Annotated in this window: 15 protein-coding genes; 7 read left to right on the top strand and 8 right to left on the bottom strand. The window is 71.1% G+C overall.

All coding sequences use genetic code 11. The features are described from left to right. Together ACIREE_RS23170 and ACIREE_RS23165 are read right to left on the bottom strand one after the other, a co-directional pair. A partial coding sequence (locus ACIREE_RS23170; RefSeq protein WP_404155128.1) for a maltotransferase domain-containing protein occupies nt 1-885 on the bottom strand: 885 nt, incomplete at its 3' end. Nucleotides 886-1,094: 209 nt separating this feature from the next. Continuing rightward, a complete protein-coding gene (locus ACIREE_RS23165) occupies nt 1,095-2,312 on the bottom strand; it encodes a S8 family peptidase (protein WP_404155125.1) in 1,218 nt (405 codons plus the stop codon). A gap of 251 nt (nt 2,313-2,563) precedes the next feature. Here ACIREE_RS23165 and ACIREE_RS23160 point away from each other — a divergent pair, with 251 nt between their 5' ends. From ACIREE_RS23160 to ACIREE_RS23150, 3 genes are all read left to right on the top strand, one after another. Then, entirely contained in the window at nt 2,564-3,136 is a 573-nt protein-coding gene (locus ACIREE_RS23160; RefSeq protein ID WP_404155122.1) for a 1,4-alpha-glucan branching protein, read from the top strand. Between the two features lie 248 nt (nt 3,137-3,384). Further along, complete coding sequence (glgP, locus tag ACIREE_RS23155) at nt 3,385-6,006, top strand: alpha-glucan family phosphorylase (RefSeq protein ID WP_404155119.1); 2,622 nt, start codon at nt 3,385-3,387, stop codon at nt 6,004-6,006. A gap of 97 nt (nt 6,007-6,103) precedes the next feature. After that, entirely contained in the window at nt 6,104-7,108 is a 1,005-nt protein-coding gene (locus ACIREE_RS23150) for a GNAT family N-acetyltransferase (RefSeq protein WP_404155116.1), read from the top strand. A 64-nt stretch (nt 7,109-7,172) separates the two neighbouring features. Here the strand turns inward: ACIREE_RS23150 and ACIREE_RS23145 are convergent, their stop codons facing one another. The 4 genes from ACIREE_RS23145 to ACIREE_RS23130 form a co-directional block, all read right to left on the bottom strand. Then, nucleotides 7,173-8,738 carry a M4 family metallopeptidase gene (locus tag ACIREE_RS23145; protein ID WP_404155113.1) on the bottom strand — a complete coding sequence of 522 codons (1,566 nt, stop codon included), beginning with the start codon at nt 8,736-8,738 and terminating at the stop codon, nt 7,173-7,175. Between the two features lie 300 nt (nt 8,739-9,038). Then, the gene (locus ACIREE_RS23140; protein WP_404155110.1) at nt 9,039-11,120 is read right to left on the bottom strand and encodes a M4 family metallopeptidase; all 2,082 of its coding nucleotides are present in this window, start codon (nt 11,118-11,120) and stop codon (nt 9,039-9,041) included. 412 nt (nt 11,121-11,532) lie between these two features. After that, a complete protein-coding gene (locus ACIREE_RS23135; protein ID WP_404155108.1) occupies nt 11,533-13,470 on the bottom strand; it encodes an ABC transporter ATP-binding protein in 1,938 nt (645 codons plus the stop codon). Further along, nucleotides 13,467-15,302 (bottom strand): ABC transporter ATP-binding protein, encoded by a 1,836-nt coding sequence (locus tag ACIREE_RS23130; protein ID WP_404155105.1) that lies wholly within the window; start codon nt 15,300-15,302, stop codon nt 13,467-13,469. The genes ACIREE_RS23135 and ACIREE_RS23130 overlap by 4 nt, the downstream gene beginning before the upstream one ends. Nucleotides 15,303-15,455: 153 nt before the next feature. On the opposite strand from ACIREE_RS23130, the gene ACIREE_RS23125 reads away from it, so the two are divergent. From ACIREE_RS23125 to ACIREE_RS23110, 4 genes are read left to right on the top strand one after another with little or no spacing between them, the layout of a single operon-like run. After that, nucleotides 15,456-16,376, top strand: coding sequence for an ABC transporter ATP-binding protein (locus ACIREE_RS23125; RefSeq protein WP_404155102.1), 921 nt, complete (start codon nt 15,456-15,458; stop codon nt 16,374-16,376). After that, the gene (locus ACIREE_RS23120) at nt 16,373-17,152 is read left to right on the top strand and encodes an ABC transporter permease (protein WP_404155099.1); all 780 of its coding nucleotides are present in this window, start codon (nt 16,373-16,375) and stop codon (nt 17,150-17,152) included. The genes ACIREE_RS23125 and ACIREE_RS23120 overlap by 4 nt, the downstream gene beginning before the upstream one ends. A gap of 37 nt (nt 17,153-17,189) precedes the next feature. Then, nucleotides 17,190-18,473, top strand: a complete 1,284-nt coding sequence (locus tag ACIREE_RS23115; protein WP_404155096.1) for a sensor histidine kinase — start codon at nt 17,190-17,192, stop codon at nt 18,471-18,473. Beyond that, nucleotides 18,466-19,107, top strand: coding sequence for a response regulator (locus ACIREE_RS23110; RefSeq protein ID WP_404155093.1), 642 nt, complete (start codon nt 18,466-18,468; stop codon nt 19,105-19,107). Before ACIREE_RS23115 ends, ACIREE_RS23110 begins: the two co-directional genes overlap by 8 nt. Nucleotides 19,108-19,110: 3 nt before the next feature. Here ACIREE_RS23110 and ACIREE_RS23105 read toward each other — a convergent pair whose 3' ends face one another. Both ACIREE_RS23105 and glgX read right to left on the bottom strand, forming a co-directional pair. After that, on the bottom strand, nt 19,111-20,238 hold the full coding sequence (locus ACIREE_RS23105) for a haloacid dehalogenase-like hydrolase (RefSeq protein ID WP_404155090.1): 1,128 nt from the start codon (nt 20,236-20,238) through the stop codon (nt 19,111-19,113). Nucleotides 20,239-20,621: 383 nt separating this feature from the next. Continuing rightward, the gene (gene glgX, locus ACIREE_RS23100; RefSeq protein ID WP_404155087.1) at nt 20,622-22,916 is read right to left on the bottom strand and encodes a glycogen debranching protein GlgX; all 2,295 of its coding nucleotides are present in this window, start codon (nt 22,914-22,916) and stop codon (nt 20,622-20,624) included. Nucleotides 22,917-23,032: the final 116 nt, after the last annotated feature.

The following is a 23,032-nucleotide window of genomic DNA, read 5'->3' as shown; positions in this document are numbered from 1 at the left end:
CGCCGCACCCGCCTCGACCACCGCACCCTCCGACCGCGGAAAGAACTCGTACCACGCCCCGTACAACGCCCGCTCCCGCTCCACAAGCAGCGGCATCGGATCGGACGACGTGACCAGTTCGCGCAGTGGATGGCGGGAGAGGATCGTGTCGATGTCGGGGGTGAGTGCGGCGGCGAGCCGGGTGGCGGCCTGCCGGTCGGGGTCGCGGAGCGCGGCGACGGCTTGCAGAACCGTTTCTCGCAGCGGTTTCGGCAGGTCGGCCGCGGCGCGCTCGTACAGCAACGCGCCCTCTTCCAGGACGAGTTCGGTGTCGATCCCCGCCGGGATCTTGATCCGGGCGGCGTGCCGCCAGGTGGCCACCGGGTCGCCCCAGGCCTCCACGGTGAAGGTCCACGCGCCGAGCGCGTCCGGGGTGACGTCGGCGCCCCAGCGGTCGGTGCCCGGGGCGAGTTCGCGCATCGGGGCCCAGGGTCCTGGCGTCCCGTCGGGGCCGCGCAGCACCACGTTCGCGGCGACGGCGCCGTGGCCCTCGCCGAACACGGTGGCCGTGACCTGGAAGGTCTCGCCCACGACGGCCTTGGCCGGGCGACGGCCGTGATCGACGACCGGACGTACGTCACGGACGGGGATGCGTCCGATGGTGACCGGCACCGGTACCGGTGCCGGGGTTTTACGAGCGGCCGGAGCTTTGCGAGCGGCCGGAGCCTTGCGCGGGGCCGGGGTCTTCGCCGCCGCGGTCTTCTTGGCCGCGGCGGGGGCGGCCGCCTTCTTGCGGGTGCGCTGCGCCGCCGGCGCGGCCGCGGGGGCCGGGACGGCGGCCGGGGCTGGGGATTTACCGGGGGGCGTCTCGTCTGAAGACGTCGGAGTAGGGCGCTGTGCGGGCATGACCGCTCCTGTCCGCGGGGATTTTGGGGGTTGCGGAGACGACGTACGGGGAGGGGGGCCGTGCGGTGGTGCCGAAAGGCGTACCGGGGGAGCCTTCCACACTCTTCGGGCGGGCAACCCGGTACTTTGTTAACTACTCGCGCGTAAGGGCACACACAAGACCGGTCCCGCTCGACGAGACGGGACCGGCTCATGAACTCCCCTTCCGTTTACGGGTTTTCGATCTGCAGCAGCTTGTTCGGCGAGCCGAGACCGGCACTGCTCACCCGGTCCGGAACCGCCTGGCCGACCAGTGCCTTGCCCACCTCTGCGGGCGTGGCTTGCGGATGGTCGGCGAGATACAGTGCGGCCGCGCCCGCGGCGTGCGGCGTGGCCATCGACGTACCGGAGAAGGTGGCCTTCCCGGTGTTGTTCGTGTACGACGCGGACGTGATGTCCACTCCGGGCGCGAACAGGTCGACTCGGGTACCCCAGTTGGAGAAACTTGCACGTGCGTCGGCACGGTCGGTGGCACCGACCGTGACGGCCTCCTTGACCCGGGCGGGCGAGTAGAGGTCCGCCGGGAGGCCGTCGTTGCCCGCGGCCACCGTGTAAGTGACCCCGGACGCGATGGAGTTGCGCACGGCCGCGTCGAGCTGGTCGTTGCCGTACCCGCCCAGGCTCATATTGGCGACCGCCGGCTTCTTCGCGTTCTTGGTCACCCAGTCGATGCCCGCGATGACCTGGGCCGTGGTCCCCGCCCCTTCGTCGTCGAGCACCCGCACGGCGACCACGTTCGCCTTCTTCGCGACGCCGTAGGTCTTGCCCGCGACGGTTCCGGCCACGTGGGTGCCGTGTCCGTTGCCGTCCTGCGCCGTGGCGTCGCCGTCCACGAAGTCCCAGCCGTAGGAGGCCCGTCCGCCGAAGTCGTGGTGGCTGATGCGGATGCCCGTATCGATCATGTACACGGTCGCTCCGGCACCCGCCGACTCCGGCGAGCTGTACGACGTGTCGAGCGGCAGGTCCTTCTGGTCGATGCGGTCCAGTCCCCACGAGGGCGGTTTCTGCTGGGTCCCGTCGAAGGCGACCTTCGTGTCCTGCACCACGGACGCCACGCCCGGATCGGCCGCGAGCCGCTTGGCCCACGCCTCGTTGACCCGCACCGCGTATCCGTTGAGCACCTTGCTGTAGGTGTGGCTGATTTTCGCCCCGTATTTGCCCGCGAGATCCTTGCCCGCCTCGGACGGAGCCCTGGTTCCCCCCTTCAGCGTCACGATGTAGCTGTCCGCCACGGCGCCGGGCTCCCCGGCGCCGAATATCCGCCCCTGTGCCGGGGCGGCGTGTGCGGGCAGTGTGATGGCCGAGATCACCGCGGCTGTGGCGATCGCGGTGAGCCCGCCGGCCCAGCGCGTATGCCGCTTCCGCGTCACTGGCACGGTCACTGCCATGTATGCGTTCCCCTCCTCAACTCGGCGCAGTCGCACGCCAGTTGGCAGCCTCTCGTGTGGTGTGAAGTGTCACAAGGATGTACGAGGGGGCGGAATCGGCCATATCGCCCGTGGCGCCGGGGTGCGGTTCGGGTGGGGCGCGTTCGGGTTGCGGCGACATTCGGCCGTTCATTCCGGCCGTCGGGCCCGGCTGTTCATGGCGGCCGTCAATCCTGCGGCGGGGCCCGCCCGGGGCGTGCGAGCCTGGGCGCATGTCGATCATCCACCGCACCACGCTCAAGCCGACCAAGCTCGAACTCATCGCCGACTGGCTGCCGAAGCAGCCCTGGTACCAGGGCGCCGGCACCCCGGAACTGACCAAGGCGGGCGGCTTCCGGCTCGACGACCCGGCCGGAGAGGTCGGCATGGAGTTCATGGCCGTCACGGACACCTCCGGCGCGCGGCCGGTGACGTACCACGTGCCCGTGGCCTACCGGGGCGCCCCGCTGCCGGACGCGGCAGGCGACGCGCTCATCGGCACCGTCGTGCACGGGGTGCTGGGCGAGCGCTGGGTGTACGACGGAGCCCATGACCCGGTGCTCCTCGCCCAGCTGACGGCGCTGCTGAAGGGCGAGGTGCCCGCGCACGCGCAGAGCATCGACGGCGCGCTCGACCCGGCGGTCCACGCCCGGCTCGACGAGGGCGCCGCCGCCCGGCCCGAGATCGTCCGCGTACTGGAGCCCGGCGGGGCCGCGCCCGGCACGGCGGGCGAGGTCAGCGCCGAGTGGCGGAGCGCGGACGAGGGCACGGTGCGCGGGGCGTTCGTGGCGGTCCGCAAGGCCTGAGGTTTGGGGCCCGCGGTGACTGCGGGGCGGGGCGGGCGGTGGTGCGGGTGGCGGCGCGGGCGCGTTTCGGCCGTGTGCCACGCCGTCCGAGCGTGAGCGGGGCCGTGCGCCGTGGCCCGCGGGGCCGCTGCCCATTAACGTCGTGGATGACGTCTGGGACGTACACGAGGTGCGTCCCGCAGCGGTGCGCCCGGCCGCGCCGCCCGACCGTCCGCCGACGCCCCCGCTGCCTGCGCGAAAGGGGAACTGTGAAGGCCATCCGTCGTTTCACCGTCCGCCCGGTCCTGCCCGAACCACTCGCTCCGCTGTACGAATTGGCCCGTAATCTGCGCTGGTCATGGCATGCCGGTACCCGTGACCTGTTCGCCGCCGTCGACCCGGGGCGCTGGGCCGCCTGCGACGGCGACCCGATGCGTCTGCTCGGCAGCGTGCCGCCGTCCCGGCTCGCCGAGCTCGCCTGTGACGAGGTGTTCCTGGCCGGACTCGGCGACATCGCCGACGATCTGCGCGGGTACCTCCAGGACGACCGCTGGTACCAGACCCAGGCCCAGTCGAACGAACTCCCGGGCGCCATCGCCTACTTCTCGCCCGAGTTCGGCATCACGGCCGCGCTGCCGCAGTACTCGGGCGGCCTCGGCATCCTCGCCGGCGACCACCTCAAGGCCGCCAGCGATCTCGGGGTCCCGCTCATCGGCGTAGGACTGCTGTACCGGCACGGCTACTTCCGGCAGTCGCTGTCCCGGGACGGCTGGCAGCAGGAGACGTATCCGGTCATCGACCCGAACGAACTGCCGCTGACCCTGCTGTGCGAGCCGGACGGCACGCCCGTGCACCTCGCGATCGCGCTGCCCGGCGGCCGCCGGCTGCTCGCCCGCGTCTGGCAGGCGCAGGTCGGCCGGGTGCCCCTGCTGATGCTGGACTCCGACGTCGAGGAGAACGGCGCGCATGAGCGGGAGGTGACCGACCGGCTGTACGGGGGCGGCAGCGAGCACCGGCTGCTGCAGGAGATGCTGCTCGGCATCGGCGGGGTGCGGGCCGTGCGCACGTACTGCCGCCTCACCGGGCACCCCGCCCCCGAGGTGTTCCACACGAACGAGGGCCACGCCGGTCTCCTCGGGGTCGAGCGCATCGCCGAACTGGGCGACGAGGGGCTCGACTTCGACGCGGCGCTCGAAGCGGTCAGGGCCGGCACCGTCTTCACCACGCACACCCCGGTCCCGGCCGGCATCGACCGCTTCGACCGCGAACTGGTCGCCCGGCACTTCGGACCGGGCGCCGAACTCCCCGCACTCGACGTCGAGCGGATCCTCGGCCTCGGCATGGAGACGTACCCGGGCGGCGACCCGAACGTCTTCAACATGGCGGTGATGGGGCTCAGGCTCGCCCAGCGCGCCAACGGCGTCTCCACCCTGCACGGCGCGGTCAGCCGGGAGATGTTCTCGGGGCTGTGGCCCGGATTCGACCCGGAGGAGGTGCCGATCACCTCCGTGACGAACGGGGTGCACGCGCCGACCTGGGTGGCCCCCGAGGTGTTCCGGCTCGGCGCCCGCCAGATCGGTGAACGGCGCACCGAGGACGCCCTGTCGGTCGGCGGCTCGGACCGCTGGGACGCGGTCGGCGAGATTCCCGACCGGGACATCTGGGAGCTGCGCCGGGATCTGCGCGGCCAGCTGGTGGACGAGGTCCGCCGACGCCTCACGGCATCGTGGCGCCAGCGCGGTGCGGGCGCGGCCGAACTCGGCTGGATCGACGGCGTCCTCGACCCGGACGTCCTCACGATCGGCTTCGCCCGGCGCGTGCCCTCGTACAAGAGGCTCACGCTGATGCTGCGCGACCCCGACCGGCTGATGCGGCTGCTGCTCGACGAGGACCGGCCGGTGCAGATCGTGGTCGCGGGCAAGGCGCACCCGGCGGACGACGGCGGCAAGCGCCTCGTCCAGGAACTGGTCCGCTTCACTGACGATCCGCGCGTGCGCCACCGCGTCGTGTTCCTGCCCGACTACGGCATGGCGATGGCGCAGAAGCTCTACCCGGGCTGCGACATCTGGCTCAACAATCCGCTGCGTCCCCTGGAGGCGTGCGGCACGTCCGGCATGAAGGCGGCCCTCAACGGCTGCCTCAACCTGTCCGTCCTGGACGGCTGGTGGGACGAATGGTTCGAGCCGGACTTCGGCTGGGCGATCCCCACGGCCGACGGCACGGCGACCGACGAGAACCGCCGCGACGACCTGGAGGCGGCCGCGCTCTACGACCTCCTGGAGCGCCGGGTGGCCCCCCGCTTCTACGAGCGCGGCCCCGAGGGCCTGCCCGACCGCTGGATCGAGATGGTCCGCCAGACGCTCACGCACCTCGGCCCGAAGGTGCTGGCCGGCCGGATGGTCCGCGAGTACGTCGAGAAGCTGTACGCGCCCGCGGCCCGCGCCGACCGGGCGCTCACCCCGGGCACGGCACGCGAGCTCGCGCTCTGGAAGGCCCGGGTGCGCACGGCCTGGCCGCGCGTCGCGGCCGACCACGTCGAGGCGTCGACGACGGCCACGGCGGAGCTCGGCGCGACCCTGTCCCTGCACGTCCGTGTCGCCCTCGGCGACCTGGTCCCCGACGACGTGGAGGTCCAGGCGGTGGCGGGCCGCGTCGACGCCGAGGACAGCATCGCGGAGGCCGCCACGGTCCCGCTGAAGCCGGTCGGCGGCCCCGACGACGAGGGCCGCTGGTCCTACGAGGGCCCCCTCGCCCTGGACCGCACGGGCCCCTACGGCTACACGGTCCGCATCCTGCCCACCCATCGCCTGCTGGCCTCGACGGCCGAGGCGGGGCTGGTGGCGGTGCCGTCGGAGGCGGTGGGGGAAGGGGCCGGAGTGTTGATGCGGTGAGCTGACCGCACCCCTCGTACGAGTGCAAGATTCCATCAACTCGACCATGGCAAAGGTAAGTTGAGGAGTCATCCATTCGACTCAACGGGGGTTGTACATGTCGGCGTCAGCGGGACAGGACCTGCCGATCGAGATCGTCCGGGCCGGCGAGGCCCACCTCGATGCCATCGTGGCGCTGGCCGAGGAGCGCCGCCTTGATCCCAGGAACCCGCAGGCGGGCCGCGCCGGTTTCCTCGTCTCGGACTACACCCGGGACGACTACCGGGCGCGGCTGTCCAGCGCCGAGCACTTCTGGGTCGCGGTCAAGGGCCCGGAGGTGCTCGGCTACCTGCTGGCGTACAGCGACGAACGCATCGGTCCCGACGAATGGCTGAACCACCGGATCAAGACGACGCTGGGCTCGTTCCTCGTCATCAAGCAGATCTGCGTGTCGCGCACGGCCGCCCGCAGAGGGGTCGCGTCCCGCCTCTACCACCACCTCCTGGAGCAGTGGCAGGGGAGCCCGGTGATCGCCGCTGTGGTCAGCGTGCCGTTCAACGAGGCGTCCACGCTCTTCCACCGCAAACTCGGCTTCGAGGAGCTGACCCGGCTCACCCCGCCCGACGGGAAGGAGCGGATGGTGTGGGTGTGGCGCAAGCCGCGCGAGGCGATGCTTCAGGGGCAGTACCTGGTCGCCGTCGATCTGTACAAGCACGAGGACGTCCTCAACTGGAACAAGCTGAACAACTTCTTCTACATCACCGCGGGCCTCGCGGCGGCGCTCGGCTTCAGCCTCGCCGAGCGCGGTGACACGGCATCGTCGTCGGCGGACATCGCGGACACGCTCGCGATGGTCATCTCGGTCATCGGCCTCGGCTCCGCCATCGCGTTCACGCAGATGCTGCGGTTCGGGCGCCGCTATCTGGGCGCCCGCAAGAACGCCGCCATGGAGCTGGAGGAGCATCTGGCCTGGTACGGCGGGCAGCGGATAGTGGGACGGGAGGTGTCCGTCGACGGCAACAACTGGCTGAAACAGTCGCCGACCGGGCTCATCATGATGCTGCTGCCGGTGCTCGTGGCCCTGTGCTGGGCCGCGATGCTGATCATGCTGGCACTGGACTGACGGCTTCGGCACGGCAAGGGGCGCCCGGATCTCTCCGGGCGCCCCAAGTGGCTCGTGCAGGCTGCTACTTGACGTTCACGCCCGCCCAGGCCGCGGCCACGGCCTTGTACTCGGCCGAGTCCGCGCCGTACAGGTCCTTCGCCGCGCTCAGCGTGCCGGTGCGCGCCGCCGCGTAGTTGGTGTTCGACGTGAAGTACGTCGTCAGGGCCTTGAACCAGATCTGCTCGGCCTTGTCGCGGCCGATCCCGGTGACGGTGGAGCCGTCGGAGGTGGGGGAGTCGTAGGCGACCCCGTTGATCGTCTTCTTGCCGCTGCCCTCGCTGAGCAGGTAGAAGAAGTGGTTCGCGATGCCCGACGAGTAGTGGACGTCGACGTTGCCCGCGCCGGACTTCCAGGCGTCGAGCGAGGCGCCGTCCTTGCTCGGCTTGTCCATGTAGCGCAGCGGGGTGCCGTCGCCGTTGATGTCGATCGACTCGCCGATGAGGTAGTCGCCGACGTCCTTGCTGTTCTTCGCGTAGAACTCCACCGAGGTGCCGAAGATGTCGGACGTCGCCTCGTTCAGGCCGCCGGACTCACCGCTGTAGACCAGGCCCGCGGTCGCCGCCGTCACGCCGTGGCTCATCTCGTGCGCGGCCACGTCGAGGGCGGTGAGCGGGTTCTTGTTGCCCTCGCCGTCGCCGTAGGTCATGCAGAAGCAGCTGTCGTCCCAGAACGCGTTGACGTACGCGTTGCCGTAGTGGACACGGGAGTAGGCGCCCTTGCCGTCGCCGTTGATGCCGCTGCGGCCGAAGACGTTCTTGTAGTAGTCCCAGGTCTCCTGGGCGCCGTAGGCGGCGTCGACACCGGCGGTCGCTGCGTCGCTGACCGTGCCGTTGCCCCACTTGTCGTCGGCGTCGGTGAACAGCGTGCCCTTGCCGGACGAGCCGTTCTTGAGGTTGTACGTGGAGTGGCCGCCGCGGGTCGCGTCCGTGAGGGAGTAGGACGAGCCCGACTTGGTCGTGCCGATCGTGACGCTGCCGCTGTACTCGGACTCGCCGGTGCCGGTCTTGATCGCGTCGTACGAGTAGATCTTCTTGCCGGTCGCGGCGTCCGTGATGACGTGCAGCTTGCTCGGCGTGCCGTCCTTCTGTGTGCCGGTGACGACCTTCTCGTAGGCGAGTCTCGGCGTGCCGGTCGCCGCCCAGACCACCTTGCGGGCGCCGGACGGAGCGGCCTTGAGGGAGGCGCCGGCGGTGGTCACGTCGATGGACTTGGACGTGGCGCGCGTGACGCCCTCGCGGCTGCCGGACTTCGTCTCGTGGACCACCAGGTCGCCGCCGAGGACGGGGAGTCCGTCGTACGTCCGCTCGTAGCGGGTGTGGGTCGTGCCGTCGCGGTCCTTGACGACGTCGCGGACGACGAGCTTCTCCTTGGAGTCGAGCTTCAACTCCTTCGCCGTCTCTGCCGACTTGGCGCTCGCGTCCTTGACGAGGTCCGCGTGGGCCGTCGCGCTCAGGGCCAGTGGGGTGGCCGAGGGGACAGCGGGCTGCGCGGAGGCGCCGGTGGCGGTGAACGTTCCGGCGATCAGGGCACCGGCGGCGACGGCGGTGGCGATCGACAGGGTGGTGCGACGGGATATGTGCGATGTCACGAAGAAAGCTCCTTGAGTGTGGGGGTGAGCTTTGCCGTGCGGGTTGTGCGTGATGTGCGGGTGGTGCGAGTGGTGCGGGTGGTGCGGGTCGTTCGGGAAAACTTTGACAGTTGAGGACCGGACATGTCATGTACGTGATCGCAGGTTGGCCGGAATTCGTTCGTTGAGCGAAAACTGACGCACGTATTGCGAACGGAGTATGAACGGGATTGATCGCACGTGAACGGGCGCGCCGCTCCGGGGAGTTGAACCACCGGTGCGACGCGCCCAGACCTTGCCGGGTCGGAACCCGGATCCCGCTTACGGGAAGGTCAGCTTGAAGCTGTTGATGTAGCCCGTGTCCTGCGCCCCGAGGTCCTGCGCCTTCAGCTTCCAGACGCCGTTGGCCGTCTCCGTGGAGGCGTTGACCGTGTACGTGGTCTGGATGTTGGGGGTCGGGTCGTACGCGGAGGAGTGCAGCCGGTACGTCTTGCCGCTCGGGCCGACCAGGTCCACCTGGAGGTCACCGCTCCACGTGTGCACGATGTCGACGCCGACCTTCAGCGTGGACGGCGCCTTGCCGGAGATGCCGGAGACCGTCAGGGACGAGGTGACCGCCGCGCCGGGCGAGTCGGGGATGTTCACGTTGGCGTCGTTCGTGAACGTCTTGCCGGTGCCCGGGTCGCCGCCGCCGGAGCGGGCGCCGACGTTGATCGCGGCGAACGCGTCCTGCACGGCCTTGTACTCGGTGGACGTGGTCCCGTACAGCTCACCGGCCGCCGCGAGCGCACCGGTGCGCGCCGCCGCGTAGTTGGTGGTGGAGGTGAACTTCGTGGTCAGCGCCTTGAACCAGATCAGCGCGGCCTTGTCGCGGCCGATGCCGGTGACGGGCAGACCGTCGGAGGTCGGGGAGTCGTAGCTCGTCCCGTTGACGACCTTGGCGCCGCTGCCCTCGCTGAGCAGGTAGAAGAAGTGGTTGGCCGGACCCGACGAGTAGTGCACGTCGACCCCGCCGAGACCCGAGTACCAGGCGTCCTTGGACGCGCCGTCCTTGCTCGGCTTGTCCATGTAGCGCAGCGGCGTGCCGTCGCCGTTGATGTTGATCTTCTCGCCGACGAGGTAGTCCCCCGGGTCGGACGGGTTGTTGGCGTAGAACTCGACGGCCGCCGCGAAGATGTCGGAGGTGGCCTCGTTCAGACCGCCCGACTCACCGCTGTAGTTGAGGCCCGCGGTGTTCGAGGTGACGCCGTGCGTCATCTCGTGCGCCGCCACGTCGATCGACGTCAGCGGGTGCGTGTTGCTGGTGCCGTCGCCGTACGTCATGCAGAAGCAGCTGTCGTCCCAGAACGCGTTGACGTAGTTGTTGCCGTAGTGGACCCGGCTGTACGCGCCGACACCGTCCCCGCGGATGCCGGTGCGCCCCTGCACGTTCTTGTAGTAGTCCCAGGTCAGCGCGGCGCCGTACTGCGCGTCCGCGGCGGCCGTCTCGGTGTTGGAGGCCTGTCCGTTGCCCCAAACGTCGTCGGAGCCGGAGTACAGGGTCCCCGTGCCCGACGTGCCGTGGTTGAGGTTGTACGTCTTGTGGCCGCCGCGCGCGGTGTCGTTGAGGGTGTACGACGACCCGGACTGCGCGGAGCCGACGGTGACGGTGCCGCTGTACTGGGTGTTGCCGGTGCCGTTCTCGATGGCCTGCCACTCGTGCAGCTTCTTGCCGCTGGCCGCGTCGGTGATGACGTGCAGCTCGTTCGGCGTGCCGTCGTCCTGGAGGCCGCCGACCACGGTCTCGTACGCGAGGGTGGGCTCGCCCTTGGCCGCGCCCTGGCCGAGCCAGACGACCTTGCGCGGCGCCCGGTCGGCCGCGGTCTTCTTCGACCCGTCCGCCCTGGCCAGCTTCAGGGCCTGCGTCTCGGCGGCGGCCGGCTTCACGTCGGCCGTCGTCCGCACGCCCTTGAGCTGTGCCTTCGACGCCTTCGTCACGCCCTTCTCGGCGCCGGACTTCGCGGTGTCGACGATCAAGTCACCGCCCAGGACGGGGAGTCCGTCGTAGGTGCGCTCGTAGCGGGTGTGGGTCGTGCCGTCCTTGTCCTGCAGCACGTCCCGTACGACGAGCTTCTCCTGGGAGCCCAGGCCGAGGTCCTTCGCGGTGTCGGCCTTCGCCTTCGAGGTGTTCGCCGCGCGCAGCAGCTCGGCGCGCTTGGCGGGGGAGAGCTTCGCGGGCAGGGCGCCCGGGTCGGCGCCGCGGGTGGCGTTGGCGGTGATCGCCGTCGCGGCCGGGGCGCTGTCCCACTTGTCGTCGGCGGAGGCCGCGCCCGACTGGAACGCTACGGCGAGCAGGGCGGTGACGGCTCCGACTGCCGCGGCGGCAGTGGCCCGGCGTCTGTGGGAGGTGGAGGTGTTTCTCAACGCTGACTCCTTCTGCGCGGCCGCATGGGTGTGCGGCCAGTGGGGACCGGGCGGCGGGTGGCCGTCCGGGCAGAACGCAGTTCAGGCAGTGCGGATTCACGTGTGGAGCGGTGGTTCGTCTCGGCCGCGCTTGGTTGCTGAGGGGCAGCTGTGCGGCGGACGTGGGGAAGAGTGGCAGCAGAGAGCGCCGTCTGTCAGGAGCGCATCAAGAGGTTGGCCGGATTTGGTTCGGTGCGCGGAGGGGCGTGTTCGATATGCGGGGCGCGGGCGGCTTGGTGTGGCTGGGCCGGGTGCGGGCGTGGGGGCTGTGTGGGAGCTGTGTGCGGGGTGGTCGGGTTGTGCGTAGGCGTGGCTGTAAATCGTCGGTCGGCGACGTGGTGCGGCCCCGGGGCTCCGCCCCGGACCCCGCTCCTCAATCGCCGGAGGGGCTTGAGTGGTTCGGTGAAGGGCTTGAGTGGGCCGTCAGGCTTTCCCTCCATGCCCTGTGCAGGTCCGCGTAGGTTCCGGTGCCGGTGATGAGCTCCTTCGGGGCGCCGTCCTCCACCACCCTGCCGTTCTCCATCACCAGCACGCGGTCCGCGATCTCCACCGTGGAGAGCCGGTGGGCGATCACCACGGCCGTGCGTCCGTGCAGCACCGTGAGCATCGCGCGCTGCACCGCCCGCTCCCCGGGGATGTCCAGCGAACTGGTCGCCTCGTCGAGGATCAGCACCGCCGGGTCCGCGAGCAGCGCCCGCGCGAACGCCACCAACTGGCGCTGCCCGGCCGAGATCCGCCCGCCGCGCTTGCGCACATCCGTGTCGTAGCCGTCGGGCAGCGCGGTGATGAACTCGTGGGCGCCGATCGCCTTCGCGGCCTCCTCGATGTCGTCGCGGCTCGCCTCGGGGCGGCCGATCGCGATGTTCTCCGCGACCGTTCCGGAGAACAGGAACGCCTCCTGCGTCACCATCACCACCCCGCGCCGCAGCTCCGCGTGGGACAGCTCCCGCAGGTCGACCCCGTCGAGCAGCACCCGCCCGTGCGACGGGTCGTAGAAGCGGGCGAGCAGCTTCGCCAGGGTCGACTTGCCCGCACCCGTCGAGCCGACGACGGCCACCGTCTGGCCGGCCGGCAGCAGCAGGTCGAAGCGCGGCAGCACCTCACCGCCCGTGCGGTAGCCGAACGAGACGTCTGCGAAATCCACTTCGCGTCCCGGCCGGCCGTCACGCGGCGCGGGCAGCGGACGCGGCGACTCCGGCTCCGGCACGGACGGCGTCTGCGCGAGGAGGCCCGCGATCTTCTTCAGGGACGCGGCCGCGGATTCGTACGAGTTGAGGAACATCGCGAGCCGGTCGATGGGGTCGTAGAGACGGCGGATGAAGAGCACCGCTGCCGCCAGCACGCCCAGTTCGAGCGTGCCGTCCGCGACCCGGTACGCGCCCCACAGGACCATGCCGGCGACCGCGGTGTTCGCGAGGAGGCGGGAACCGATGACATAGCGCGCCATCTCCAGCATGGCCGTGCCGTTGGCCCGTTCATGCCGGTGGTTCAGCGCGCCGAACTGCTCGTCGTTGGCCCGCTCCCGGCGGAACGCCCGCACCGGCCGGATCCCGTTCATCGTCTCGACGAACTTCACGATGACCGCCGCGATCGCCGACGAACGCTCCCCGTACGCGCGCGCGGCCCGCCGCCGGTAGAGCCGGATGAGGACGGAGAGCGGGACGAAGGAGAGCGCCGCGACCGCGCCGATGCCCAGGTCGAGCCAGAGCAGCATCGCCGTGATGTAGAGCGAGGCGAGGATGACGTTGACCAGTTCCTGCAGGCCCTCGGCGAGCAGTTCGCGCAGCGCCTCGACGTCCGTCGTGGCCCGCGAGATGACCCGGCCCGAGGTGTACCGGTCGTGGAAGTCGACGCTCAGCGCTTGTGCGTGCCGGAAGATGCGGCCGCGCAGATCGAGCAGCGCGTTCTGGCTGACGAGGGCGGAGAGCTGGATGTACGCGTACTGGAAGGCCGCCGAGGCGCACGCCGTCAGCAGGAAGCCGGCGCCGACCGCGATCAGCGGCCCGTACGCGTGGTCACGGAACGCGGGCACCGCGCTGTCGATGGCGTACGCGACGATCAGCGGTCCGGACTGCACGGCCGCCTGCTGGAGCAGCAGCGCGAGGACGGTGAGCCAGGCGGTGCGGCGGTGCGGCGCGAGCAGGGAGCGCAGCAGCAGACCCGTCGCACCCTTGGGCGTGGGCAGGTCGTCCTGGTCGAAGGGGTCGCCGGGGGAGGGGGGCCGGACCGAGCCGTCCGGGTCGGCAGTGTCGGCTGTGTTGTCCGGGCCGTGCGGCGCCGTGGCCGTCCCGGTGTTCGCGGTGGTCGTCATGCCTGCGCTGCCTCTCGGGTGTCGCCCGCCGTGTCCCCCGACATCAGGTGCCGGTACTCCGCGCTCGTGCGCAGCAGTTCCTGGTGCGTGCCCACCGCCGTGATCCGCCCCTGGGAGAGCAGCGCGACCCGGTCGGCGAGCAGCACCGTGGAGGGGCGGTGCGCGACGACGAGGGCCGTGCTGTCCGCGAGGACCCGCCGCAGCGCCGCCTCCACCGCGGCCTCCGTGTGCACGTCGAGTGCGGAGAGCGGGTCGTCCAGGATCAGGAAGCGCGGCGCGCCGACGACGGACCGGGCGAGCGCCAGGCGCTGCCGCTGACCGCCCGACAGGCTCAGGCCCTGCTCGCCGACCTCGGTGTCGACGCCGTCAGGGAGCTTGCGCACGAAGTCGGCCTGCGCCACCCCGAGCGCCCGCCGCACCTGCTCCCGCGTGCTGTCGGGCGCCCCCATCAGCACGTTCTCGGCGACCGACGCGGAGAACAGGGTCGGCTCCTCGAACGCCATCGACACCAGCGTGCGCAGTTCCTCGCGCGGGACGGCGGTGACGTCCCGCCCGTCGAGCGTGATGCGGCCCGCCGTGACGTCGTACAGGCGGGGCACGAGCGCGGTCAGTGTGGTCTTGCCGCTGCCGGTCGCGCCGACCAGGGCCATGGTCTCGCCGGACCGTACGTGCAGATCGATCCGGCGCAGGGTCGGCTCGGAGTCCTTCGCGGCGTCCGGGTAGCGGAAGGCGACGCCGTCGAACCGGAGCCCTTCGTCACTCTCGTCGCCCGCCGCCGGGCGCACCCGCGGATCCTCCTCGGGGGCGTCCATCACCTCGAAGTACCGCCGTGTCGCCGTCGCCGCCTCCTGGCTCATGGCCAGCAGGAAGCCGATGGACTCGATGGGCCAGCGCAGCGCGAGCGCCGTCGACAGGAAGGCGACGAGCGTGCCCGTGGACAGCTCGCCGTCGGCGACCTGCACCGTACCGATGACGAGGGCCGCGCCGAGGGCCGCCTCCGGCAGCAGCGTGATCACCGCGAGGATGCCGGCGAGCAGCCGCGCCTTGGTCAGCTCGGTGCCGCGCAGCGTGCGCGACAGGTCACGGAAGGCGCGGGCCTGGCTGCGGTGCCGGCCGAAGCCCTTGATGATCCGGATGCCGAGCACGGACTCCTCGACGACGGTGGTCAGATCGCCGACCTGGTCCTGGGCCCGGCGCGACGCCTGCGCGTACCCGTGCTCGAACCGGTAGCAGACCGCGATCAGCGGCACGGCAGGGGCGAGCAGCACAAGGCCGAGGCTCCAGTCCTGCGCGACGAGCAGGGTGAGCCCGGCGGCGATGGTCACCCCGTTCACGATCAGGAACGTCAGCGGGAAGGCGAGGAACATCCGCACGACCATGAGGTCCGTCGTGCCGCGCGACAGCAACTGGCCCGAGGCCCACCGGTCGTGGAAGGAGACGGGCAGCCGCTGCAGATGCCGGTACAGATCGGCCCGCATCGCGGCCTCGACACTGGCGAGCGGCCGCGCTATGAGCCAGCGCCGCAGCCCGAACAGGAGCGCCTCCACGACGCCGAGCGCGAGCAGCACCCCGGCGCCGGCCCACACCCCGCCCGGGTCCCCGTCCGTGACGGGCCCGTCCACGATCCACTTCAGCACCAGCGGAAAGAGCAGCCCCACGAGCGACGCGAGTACGGCCACCGCGGCGGCGCCCGCCCAGCGCGCCCGCACCGGCCGTACGTACGGCCACAGCCGCACCAGCGTGCGCGACGCCGACTGCTGTACAGGCGCCGCGAGTTGGTCCGGCTCGTCGATCCGGGCAGGGTCCGTGGTAGGTGCATCCGTAGTGGCCATCAGGGGTGAGACTACGGTTCGGCACTGACAACGCCCAGTGGGTTTCCGGCGGCCCGGCCACCGGGGTCGTACCGCCCATCAGCCGATCGGTTGATGCCCCTTCGAGCGTGATGGGCGATGCCCCGCCCGCCCCCACCGGGAGACGCTTGAGCCATGACCACCACCAGTGCACCGCTCATCGAGGTCACCGGGCTGCGCAAGACGTACGCCGGGCGGGCCGTCGTCGACGGGATCTCCTTCGCCGTACAAGAAGGCGAGATCTTCGGCATCCTCGGTCCCAACGGAGCCGGGAAGACCACCACCGTGGAATGCGTCGAGGGACTGCGCGTGCCCGACGAGGGACAGGTGCGGGTCGCCGGGCTCGACCCCGTGCGCGACCACGAGAAGGTCACCCGGATCCTCGGCTCCCAGCTCCAGGAGAGCGAGGTCCAGGCGAAGCTGACCGTGCGGGAGGCCCTGGAGCTGTACTCCTCCTTCTACCCGGACCCGCTCGACTGGCGGCCGCTCGCCGAGCGGCTGCGGCTCGAAGAGAAACTCTCCACCCGGTTCGCCAAGCTCAGCGGCGGCCAGAAACAGCGCCTGTTCATCGCGCTCGCCCTCGTCGGCAACCCGCGGGTCGTCGTCCTCGACGAACTGACCACCGGACTCGACCCGCGCGCCCGCCGCGACACCTGGCAGCTCATCGAGGACGTACGGGACAGCGGGGTCACCGTGCTGCTCGTCACGCACTTCATGGAAGAGGCGCAGCGGCTGTGCGACCGCATCGCCGTCATCGACAAGGGGCGCGTCGCCGCCCTCGACACCCCGGCCGGACTGATCAGCCGGGCCGCCGGGGCGACCGTCATCTCCTTCACGCCGTCCGCGCCGCTCGACGACCGTGAGCTGGCCGGACTCCCCGGCCTCGCCGGTGTCGAGCACCGGGACGGCCGGACGACCCTGACCGGCGGCGACGAGACCGTCAACGCCGTCATCACCCTGCTCGCCCGGCACCACATCACCGCCCACCAACTCCGGGTCGTCGACGCCACGTTGGACGACGCGTTCCTCGACCTGACGGGAGCCGGCCAGTCATGAGCACCGCCACCGCCACCACCACCCCTGTGCGCCTGCCCGGCGCCAACGCCGCCGTCCTGAAGAGCGAGGTCCGGCTGTTCCTGCGCGAACCCGGCGCCCTCTTCGGCATCGCGGTCTTCCCGCCCGTACTCCTGGTGATCCTCGGCTGCATCCCGGCGTTCCGCGAGGCCGACTCGGGGCCCGACGGCCTGCGCCTCATCGACGCGTACGTCCCCGTCACCGTGCTGCTCCCGCTGATCGTGGCAGGTCTGCAGGCGATGGCGCCGGTCATCGCCGGGTACCGGGAGCGCGGCATTCTGCGCCGCATGTCGGCCACGCCGGTACGACCGCCCGCGCTGCTCGGCGCGCAGATGGCCATCCACGGCGTCGCGGCCCTCCTCTCGTCGCTGCTGTCGCTCGCCATCGGGCGGCTCGCGTTCGACGTCCGGCTGCCGCAGCAGGCCTTCGGCTACCTGCTCGCGCTCGTGCTCTCGGTCGTCGTCGCGCTGGCGCTCGGCGCGCTGGTCGCCGCGCGGGCCCGCACCCAGAAGGTCGCGGGCGCCATCGGCTCCGCCGTGTTCTTCCCGAGCATGTTCTGCGCCGGGGTGTGGCTGCCGGTGCAGTCGATGCCGGACGGGCTCGCCCGGGTCGTCGAGTGCACCCCGTTCGGCGCCGCGTCCCAGGCGATGAGCGAGGCCGCCGCGGGGGACCGGCCCGGCTGGATCCACCTGGGCGTCCTCGTCCTGTGGGCCGTGGCGCTGTCCGGCGCGGCGGCGCGCTGGTTCCGCTGGGAGTGAGGCGATGAGGGACGGCGGGGCCGTGCAGACTGAGTGCATGACCAGGGGAGCCGGAGTGGAGCGCACCGCCGAGGAAGCCGTCGCCGCCATCGAGGAGCGGCGACTGGCCTTCCACCGCTGGGCGCCCTACGTACTGTTCGGCGTCGGCTTCGTCCTGTGCGTCGTGACGTCCGGCCTGATCGGTACGGATCGCGTCGAGTGGTACGTCATCGGCGTCCTCACCGCCGCCGGACTCGTCCTGCAGCTGTGGTGGACCAGACGGGAACGCACCCGGCCGGGACCGTCCGCCGCGGGCGTCTTCTGCTACTGGACGCGCTGGGCCATCGCCTTCGTCCTCGCGATGATCAACCCGTTCTACTCGTTCTACGCGGGCATCGGCTACTTCGACGCGGACCGGCTGCTGCCCCGGCCGCTGCAGTGGCCGGGCCTGCTGGCCTCGGCCGTCATCATCGCGGGCGCCCAGGCCGGGGGGTTCCCGCCCGACGGATGGCCCGGCTGGTCCGTGTTCGTCGGGCTGCTCGTCGTCAATCTGGTCCTGGTCTTCGTAACAGGGCGCCTGCAGGGGCAGGAGGAGGAGCGGGCGCACGCGCAGGCCCGCATCATCGGCGAACTGGAGGAGGCCAACACCGCCCTCCAGCTGGCCATGGACGAGAACGCGCAGCTGCACACCCAACTCCTCGTCCAGGCAAGGGAAGCCGGGGTCGCCGACGAGCGCCGCAGGCTCGCCGCCGAGATCCACGACACCATCGCGCAGGGCCTGACCGGCATCATCGCCCAGCTCCAGGTCGTCGCGAACGCGCCCACCCTGGAAGTCGCCCGCGAGCACCTCGACCGTGCCTCGGGCCTCGCCCGGCACAGCCTCGGGGAGGCCCGCCGCTCCGTGCACAACCTCTCGCCCGCCGCCCTCGCCGACGCCACCCTGCCCGAGGCGCTGAAGAAGACCGTCGCCGAATGGGCCGGCCGCACCGGCGTACGCGCCGAATTCACGGTCACCGGCACCGCCGAGCCGCTCCACGACGAGATCGAGGCGTCCCTGCTGCGCATCGCCGAGGAGGCCCTGTCCAACGCGGCCCGGCACGCCCACGCGACCCGGCTCGGCGTCACCCTCTCCTTCATGGCGGGCGAGGTCACCCTCGACGTGCGGGACGACGGGCGCGGCTTCGACCCGATCGCGCTGCCCGCCCGCACCGGCACCGCGGGCTTCGGCCTCGACGGCATGCGGGCGCGTGCCGAACGCCTCGCGGGCGATGTCACCATCGAGTCGGAGCCGGGCGGCGGCACGGCGATCTCGGCTCGCGTACCGTTGGTCCGCCATGACTGACCCAGTGATCACCCTCCTCATCGTCGACGACCACCCCGTGGTCCGCGACGGCCTGCGCGGCATGTTCGACACCGCCGAGGGCTTCACGGTCCTGGGCGAGGCGGCGAACGGAGTGGAGGCGGTCACCCGCACCGCCGAACTCGACCCGGACGTCGTCCTGATGGACCTGCGGATGCCGGGCGGCAACGGCGTCGACGCCATCAAGGAACTGACCCGTCGCGGCGCCCGCGCCCGCGTGCTGGTCCTCACCACGTACGACACCGACTCGGACACGCTGCCCGCGATCGAGGCCGGCGCCACCGGCTACCTCCTCAAGGACGCCCCGCGCGAGGAGCTGTTCACGGCGGTGCGCGCCGCCGCCGAGGGCCGCACGGTCCTCTCCCCGGCGGTCGCCTCCCGCCTGGTCACCGCGGTACGCAGGCCCGCCGTCGCCGCCGACGAGACGCTCTCGGCCCGGGAGCGCGAGGTCCTGGTCCTGGTGTCCAGGGGCACCTCGAACAAGGAGATCGCGCGTGAGCTGTTCATCAGCGAGGCGACGGTGAAGACCCATCTCACGCACATCTACGGCAAGTTGGGTGTGAAGGACCGCGCGGCGGCGGTGGCGGTGGCGTACGACCGCAAGATCCTCGGCTGAGCGTCAGCGGATCTCGTCGGGCGTCACGGTCACCCACCGCTTGTCGGCGGTCACCTTCTGCCCCAGCTCCTTCTGCCGCTTCGCGCCGTCCGCCTTCATGGCGTTCAGCTCCTTCATGTAACTGTCCTTGCGGTCGACCCACACACGGACCCCGCCGTGCGCCACGTCGACCGACCGGAACAGCATCGGCCCGTCGCTCTTGGGTGTGTCCCCGGCGGCGAGAATCGGCTTCTTCCAGGCGTCGATGTACGTACTGATCGCGGCGGGCTTGCCCTCGTACCAGGTCGCGGGCGCCCACAGCATCGGCGTCAACTCCCGGTTCTGCAACGCCTTCTGGTCGAACGTCCCGGCCGCGATCTCCTTCCGGGAGCTCGTCACGTCGCCCGTCCTGCGGTCCTTCAGCAGGGCGGCGACGCCGAGCACGTTCTCCGGCTTCACGTCGTAGCCGTACTTCGGCTCGGCGAGCACCATCCGTACGAGGTCCTCGCTCGCGGCGCTCACCACGTACACCTCGATGCCGTGCGAGCGCAGCGCGTGGTACAGCTCCCGCATGCCGTCCGAGAACTCCGGCGGCTTCGCGCCGCCCGGCAGCGGCTTGTCATAGGCCAGCAACTCGTCGATGTACCCCTTGAGTTGCTTCAGCGTGAACCCGGAGAAGATCTGCGCGGCCCACGGATAGCAGACCTGGTCGTCGACCTCGCACAGCCGGTTGTAGTACTCGGTCAGGGTCTCCTTGTGCGTGGCCGTGTCCTTGAAGGGGATCACCTTCAAGGACGGGTCCATCGTGTTCCGCGTCAGGACGCCCTTCGTCTCCAGGAAGGGCAGCAGCGACTCCTCCAGGTCGTTGCGGTACGTCGTGTTGTCCGCGTCGAAGGTCGCGTACGCGCCCTGGTCCTTGTGCGCGGCGATCACCCGGGCGAGCCGGGTCGCCTGCGGCCGTGGCCAGTGCTTCAGCTGGGCGGCGATGGTTCGTACGGCGGTAATGTCGTCGCGGCCGGCCGCCGCGGTGGCGTCGGCGCCGGGCCACAGCACCGTCGTGGCGAGCGCGGCGGCGAGGGCGGCGCCCGCGGCGCCGAGCAGAAGAGGCTTCTGGGGCGTTTTGCGGGGGGAGTCACTGCTGGTGAAGTTCACGGCGGGCCACGGTAAGGCGCCCGTGCGGTCGACGCCATGATCGAAGTCACCGCGAATGAAGGGCATGTACCTGACGGCCCCGGGTATCCCCGACGCCTCGCCCGCCGGGCCCCGACCCGGATCATCCGTGGCCCCGGGCCCCTATGAGCTGCATTGCGTCCGCGGCCCCGGTGGGGACTTCTCGCGCAGTTCCCCGCGCCCCTGGAGCATGCGGCTTCGCCGCAGCTCCAGGGGACGCGTGACGCGCGCCCTCTGAAATGGCGCACGCAGTGCGCATTTCAGGGGCGCGGGGAACTGCGCGCTCAGCCCCCACCGGCCCCCACCCGCCAAAGAATCCGCACCCGCCAAAGAACCCGCACCCGGCAGACGAAACAGCGCGCCCCCTAAGAAAGAACCCGCAGCAACAACACCGTCCGGGCCTCCACCGTGATCACCGCCCCCGCGCCGTACGTCGCACCCGGCGCACAACCCTGCGACTCCGCACCCGTGTCCACCAGAACCTCGTACCCCCGCGGAGCCCACGGCCCCCCGGGCAGTACGAACTCCGACGGCAAGTCACCCGCGTGCAACACGGCCAGGAAACTGTCGTCCTCGACCGGCTCGCCGCGCGCGTCCCGGCCGGGGATGTCCCGCCCGGACAAGTACATGCCGAGCGTGGCGGCGGGCGCGTACCAGTCCCGCTCCGTCATCTCCGTGCCGCGCGACGTGAACCAGGCCAGGTCCCGCAGCCCGTCCGCCGAATGCGCCCGCCCGGAGAAGAACGCCCGCCGCCGCAGCACCGGATGCGCGTGCCGCAGCGCGATCAGCCGGGACGTGAGGTCGAACAGCGCCCGCCAGCCGGCATCGTCCAGGAGCCCCCAGTCGACCCAGCTGATCTCGTTGTCCTGGCAGTACGCGTTGTTGCTGCCGCGCTGGGTACGGCCGAACTCGTCGCCCGCGACCAGCATCGGCACCCCTGTGGACAACAGCAGAGTCGTCAGTAGATTCCTCAACTGCCGCCTGCGCAGCGCGAGTACGGCCGCATCCTCGCTGTCGCCCTCGGCGCCGCAGTTCCAGGACCGGTTGTCGTCGGTGCCGTCCCGGTTGCCCTCGCCGTTCGCCTCGTTGTGCTTGTGCTCGTAACTCACGAGGTCGCGCAGCGTGAAACCGTCGTGCGCGGTGATGAAGTTGACGGACGCGTACGGCCGCCGCCCACCCCACGCGTACAGGTCGCTGGAGCCGGAGAGCCGGTACCCCAGATCCCGTACGTCGGGGAGCGCGCCGCGCCAGAAGTCCCGTACGGCATTGCGGTACCGGTCGTTCCACTCCGTCCACAGCGGGGGGAACGCGCCCACCTGGTAGCCGCCTGAGCCCACGTCCCACGGCTCCGCGATCAGCTTCACGCGCCGCAGCACCGGGTCCTGCGCGATGACCGCGAGGAACGGGGAGAGCATGTCGACGTCGTGCATGGAGCGGGCAAGCGCCGCCGCGAGGTCGAAGCGGAAGCCGTCGACGCCCATCTCCGTCACCCAGTACCGCAGCGAGTCGGTGATGAGGCGCAGCACGTGCGGCTGGACGACGTGCAGCGTGTTGCCGCAGCCGGTGTAGTCGGCGTAGCGCCGCGCGTCGTCCTGCAGCCGGTAGTAGCCGCGGTTGTCGATGCCCTTCAGCGACAGCATCGGGCCCAACTCTCCCGCTTCCGCCGTGTGGTTGTAGACCACGTCGAGGATCACCTCGATCCCCGCGTCGTGCAGCGCCCGCACCATCCGTTTGAACTCGTCGACCTGCTGCCCGCCCGTGCCCGACGCCGCGTAGGCCGCGTGCGGGGCGAAGTAGCCGATCGAGTTGTAGCCCCAGTAGTTCTTCAGGCCCCTGCGCAGCAAGTGGTCCTCGTGGGCGAACTGGTGCACCGGCAGCAGCTCCACCGCCGTCACGCCGAGCCGCGTGAGGTGCTCGATCGCGGCGGGGTGGGCCAGACCCGCGTACGTGCCCCGCAACCGCTCCGGTATCCCGGGATGCTGCCGCGTGAAGCCGCGCACGTGCACCTCGTAGATGACCGAGTCCGCCCAGGGTGTCTTCGGCCGCCGGTCGTCCACCCACTCGTCGCCGGGCGCGTCGTCGTGGACCACGACGCCCTTCGGTACGTACGGGGCCGAGTCCCGGCCGTCGCGGACGGTGTCGGCCACGTGCTGCTCGGGCCAGTCGCGTACGTGCCCGTACACCTCGGGCGGCAGCTCGAAGTCGCCGTCGACGGCCCGTGCGTACGGGTCGAGCAGCAGTTTCGCCGGGTTCCAGCGGGCGCCCGTCCACGGGTCCCAGCGGCCGTGCACCCGGAAGCCGTAGCGCTGTCCGGGCAGGACGCCCGGCACGAAGCCGTGCCAGATCTCATGGGTCAACTCGTCCAGTGGCGCCCGGCGTTCGTGCCCCTCCTCGTCGAAGAGGCACAGCTCGACGGATTCCGCGCCCCCGGCCCACAGCGCGAAGTTCGTCCCCGCGACCCCGTCGGGGCCGACCCGGAACCGGGCGCCGAGGGGCATGGACGCGCCGGGCCACACGGGATCGAGCGGGGGCGTGCGCCCACGCTCCGGTCCGTTCGACGCCGGTGCGCGGACGGGCGGCCTGCCGTTCCCCGTCCGGCCGGCCGGCACAGCGGCCTGCACACCGGCCTGTACTGCCTCCTGCTCGGGTGCGCTCGACACCTGTCAGCCTCCCGCGGCTCCGCGAAGATTGGGTACTGGGGCGTACGGCGTCCCGACCAGGCCCCGTCCCCTCCTCTCTGTTCTGCCCAGAGCTTGGGTCGCACTCACGTTTCCCC

The organism is Streptomyces sp. NPDC102467 (assembly GCF_044765445.1).
Taxonomy (GTDB): Bacteria; Actinomycetota; Actinomycetes; order Streptomycetales; family Streptomycetaceae; genus Streptomyces.
The sequence above is the reverse complement of the archived record's forward strand: the minus strand, read 5'-3'. Positions and strand labels throughout refer to the sequence as shown.

Coding starts and splice junctions, on each gene's coding strand:
- ACIREE_RS23125 (WP_404155102.1), top strand. CDS start 15,456: ATGACCACCACCAGTGCACCGCTCATCGAGGTCACCGGGCTGCGCAAG.
- ACIREE_RS23135 (WP_404155108.1), bottom strand. CDS start 13,470: ATGACGACCACCGCGAACACCGGGACGGCCACGGCGCCGCACGGCCCG.
- ACIREE_RS23120 (WP_404155099.1), top strand. CDS start 16,373: ATGAGCACCGCCACCGCCACCACCACCCCTGTGCGCCTGCCCGGCGCC.
- ACIREE_RS23165 (WP_404155125.1), bottom strand. CDS start 2,312: ATGGCAGTGACCGTGCCAGTGACGCGGAAGCGGCATACGCGCTGGGCC.
- ACIREE_RS23115 (WP_404155096.1), top strand. CDS start 17,190: ATGACCAGGGGAGCCGGAGTGGAGCGCACCGCCGAGGAAGCCGTCGCC.
- ACIREE_RS23130 (WP_404155105.1), bottom strand. CDS start 15,302: ATGGCCACTACGGATGCACCTACCACGGACCCTGCCCGGATCGACGAG.
- ACIREE_RS23110 (WP_404155093.1), top strand. CDS start 18,466: ATGACTGACCCAGTGATCACCCTCCTCATCGTCGACGACCACCCCGTG.
- ACIREE_RS23150 (WP_404155116.1), top strand. CDS start 6,104: ATGTCGGCGTCAGCGGGACAGGACCTGCCGATCGAGATCGTCCGGGCC.
- ACIREE_RS23160 (WP_404155122.1), top strand. CDS start 2,564: ATGTCGATCATCCACCGCACCACGCTCAAGCCGACCAAGCTCGAACTC.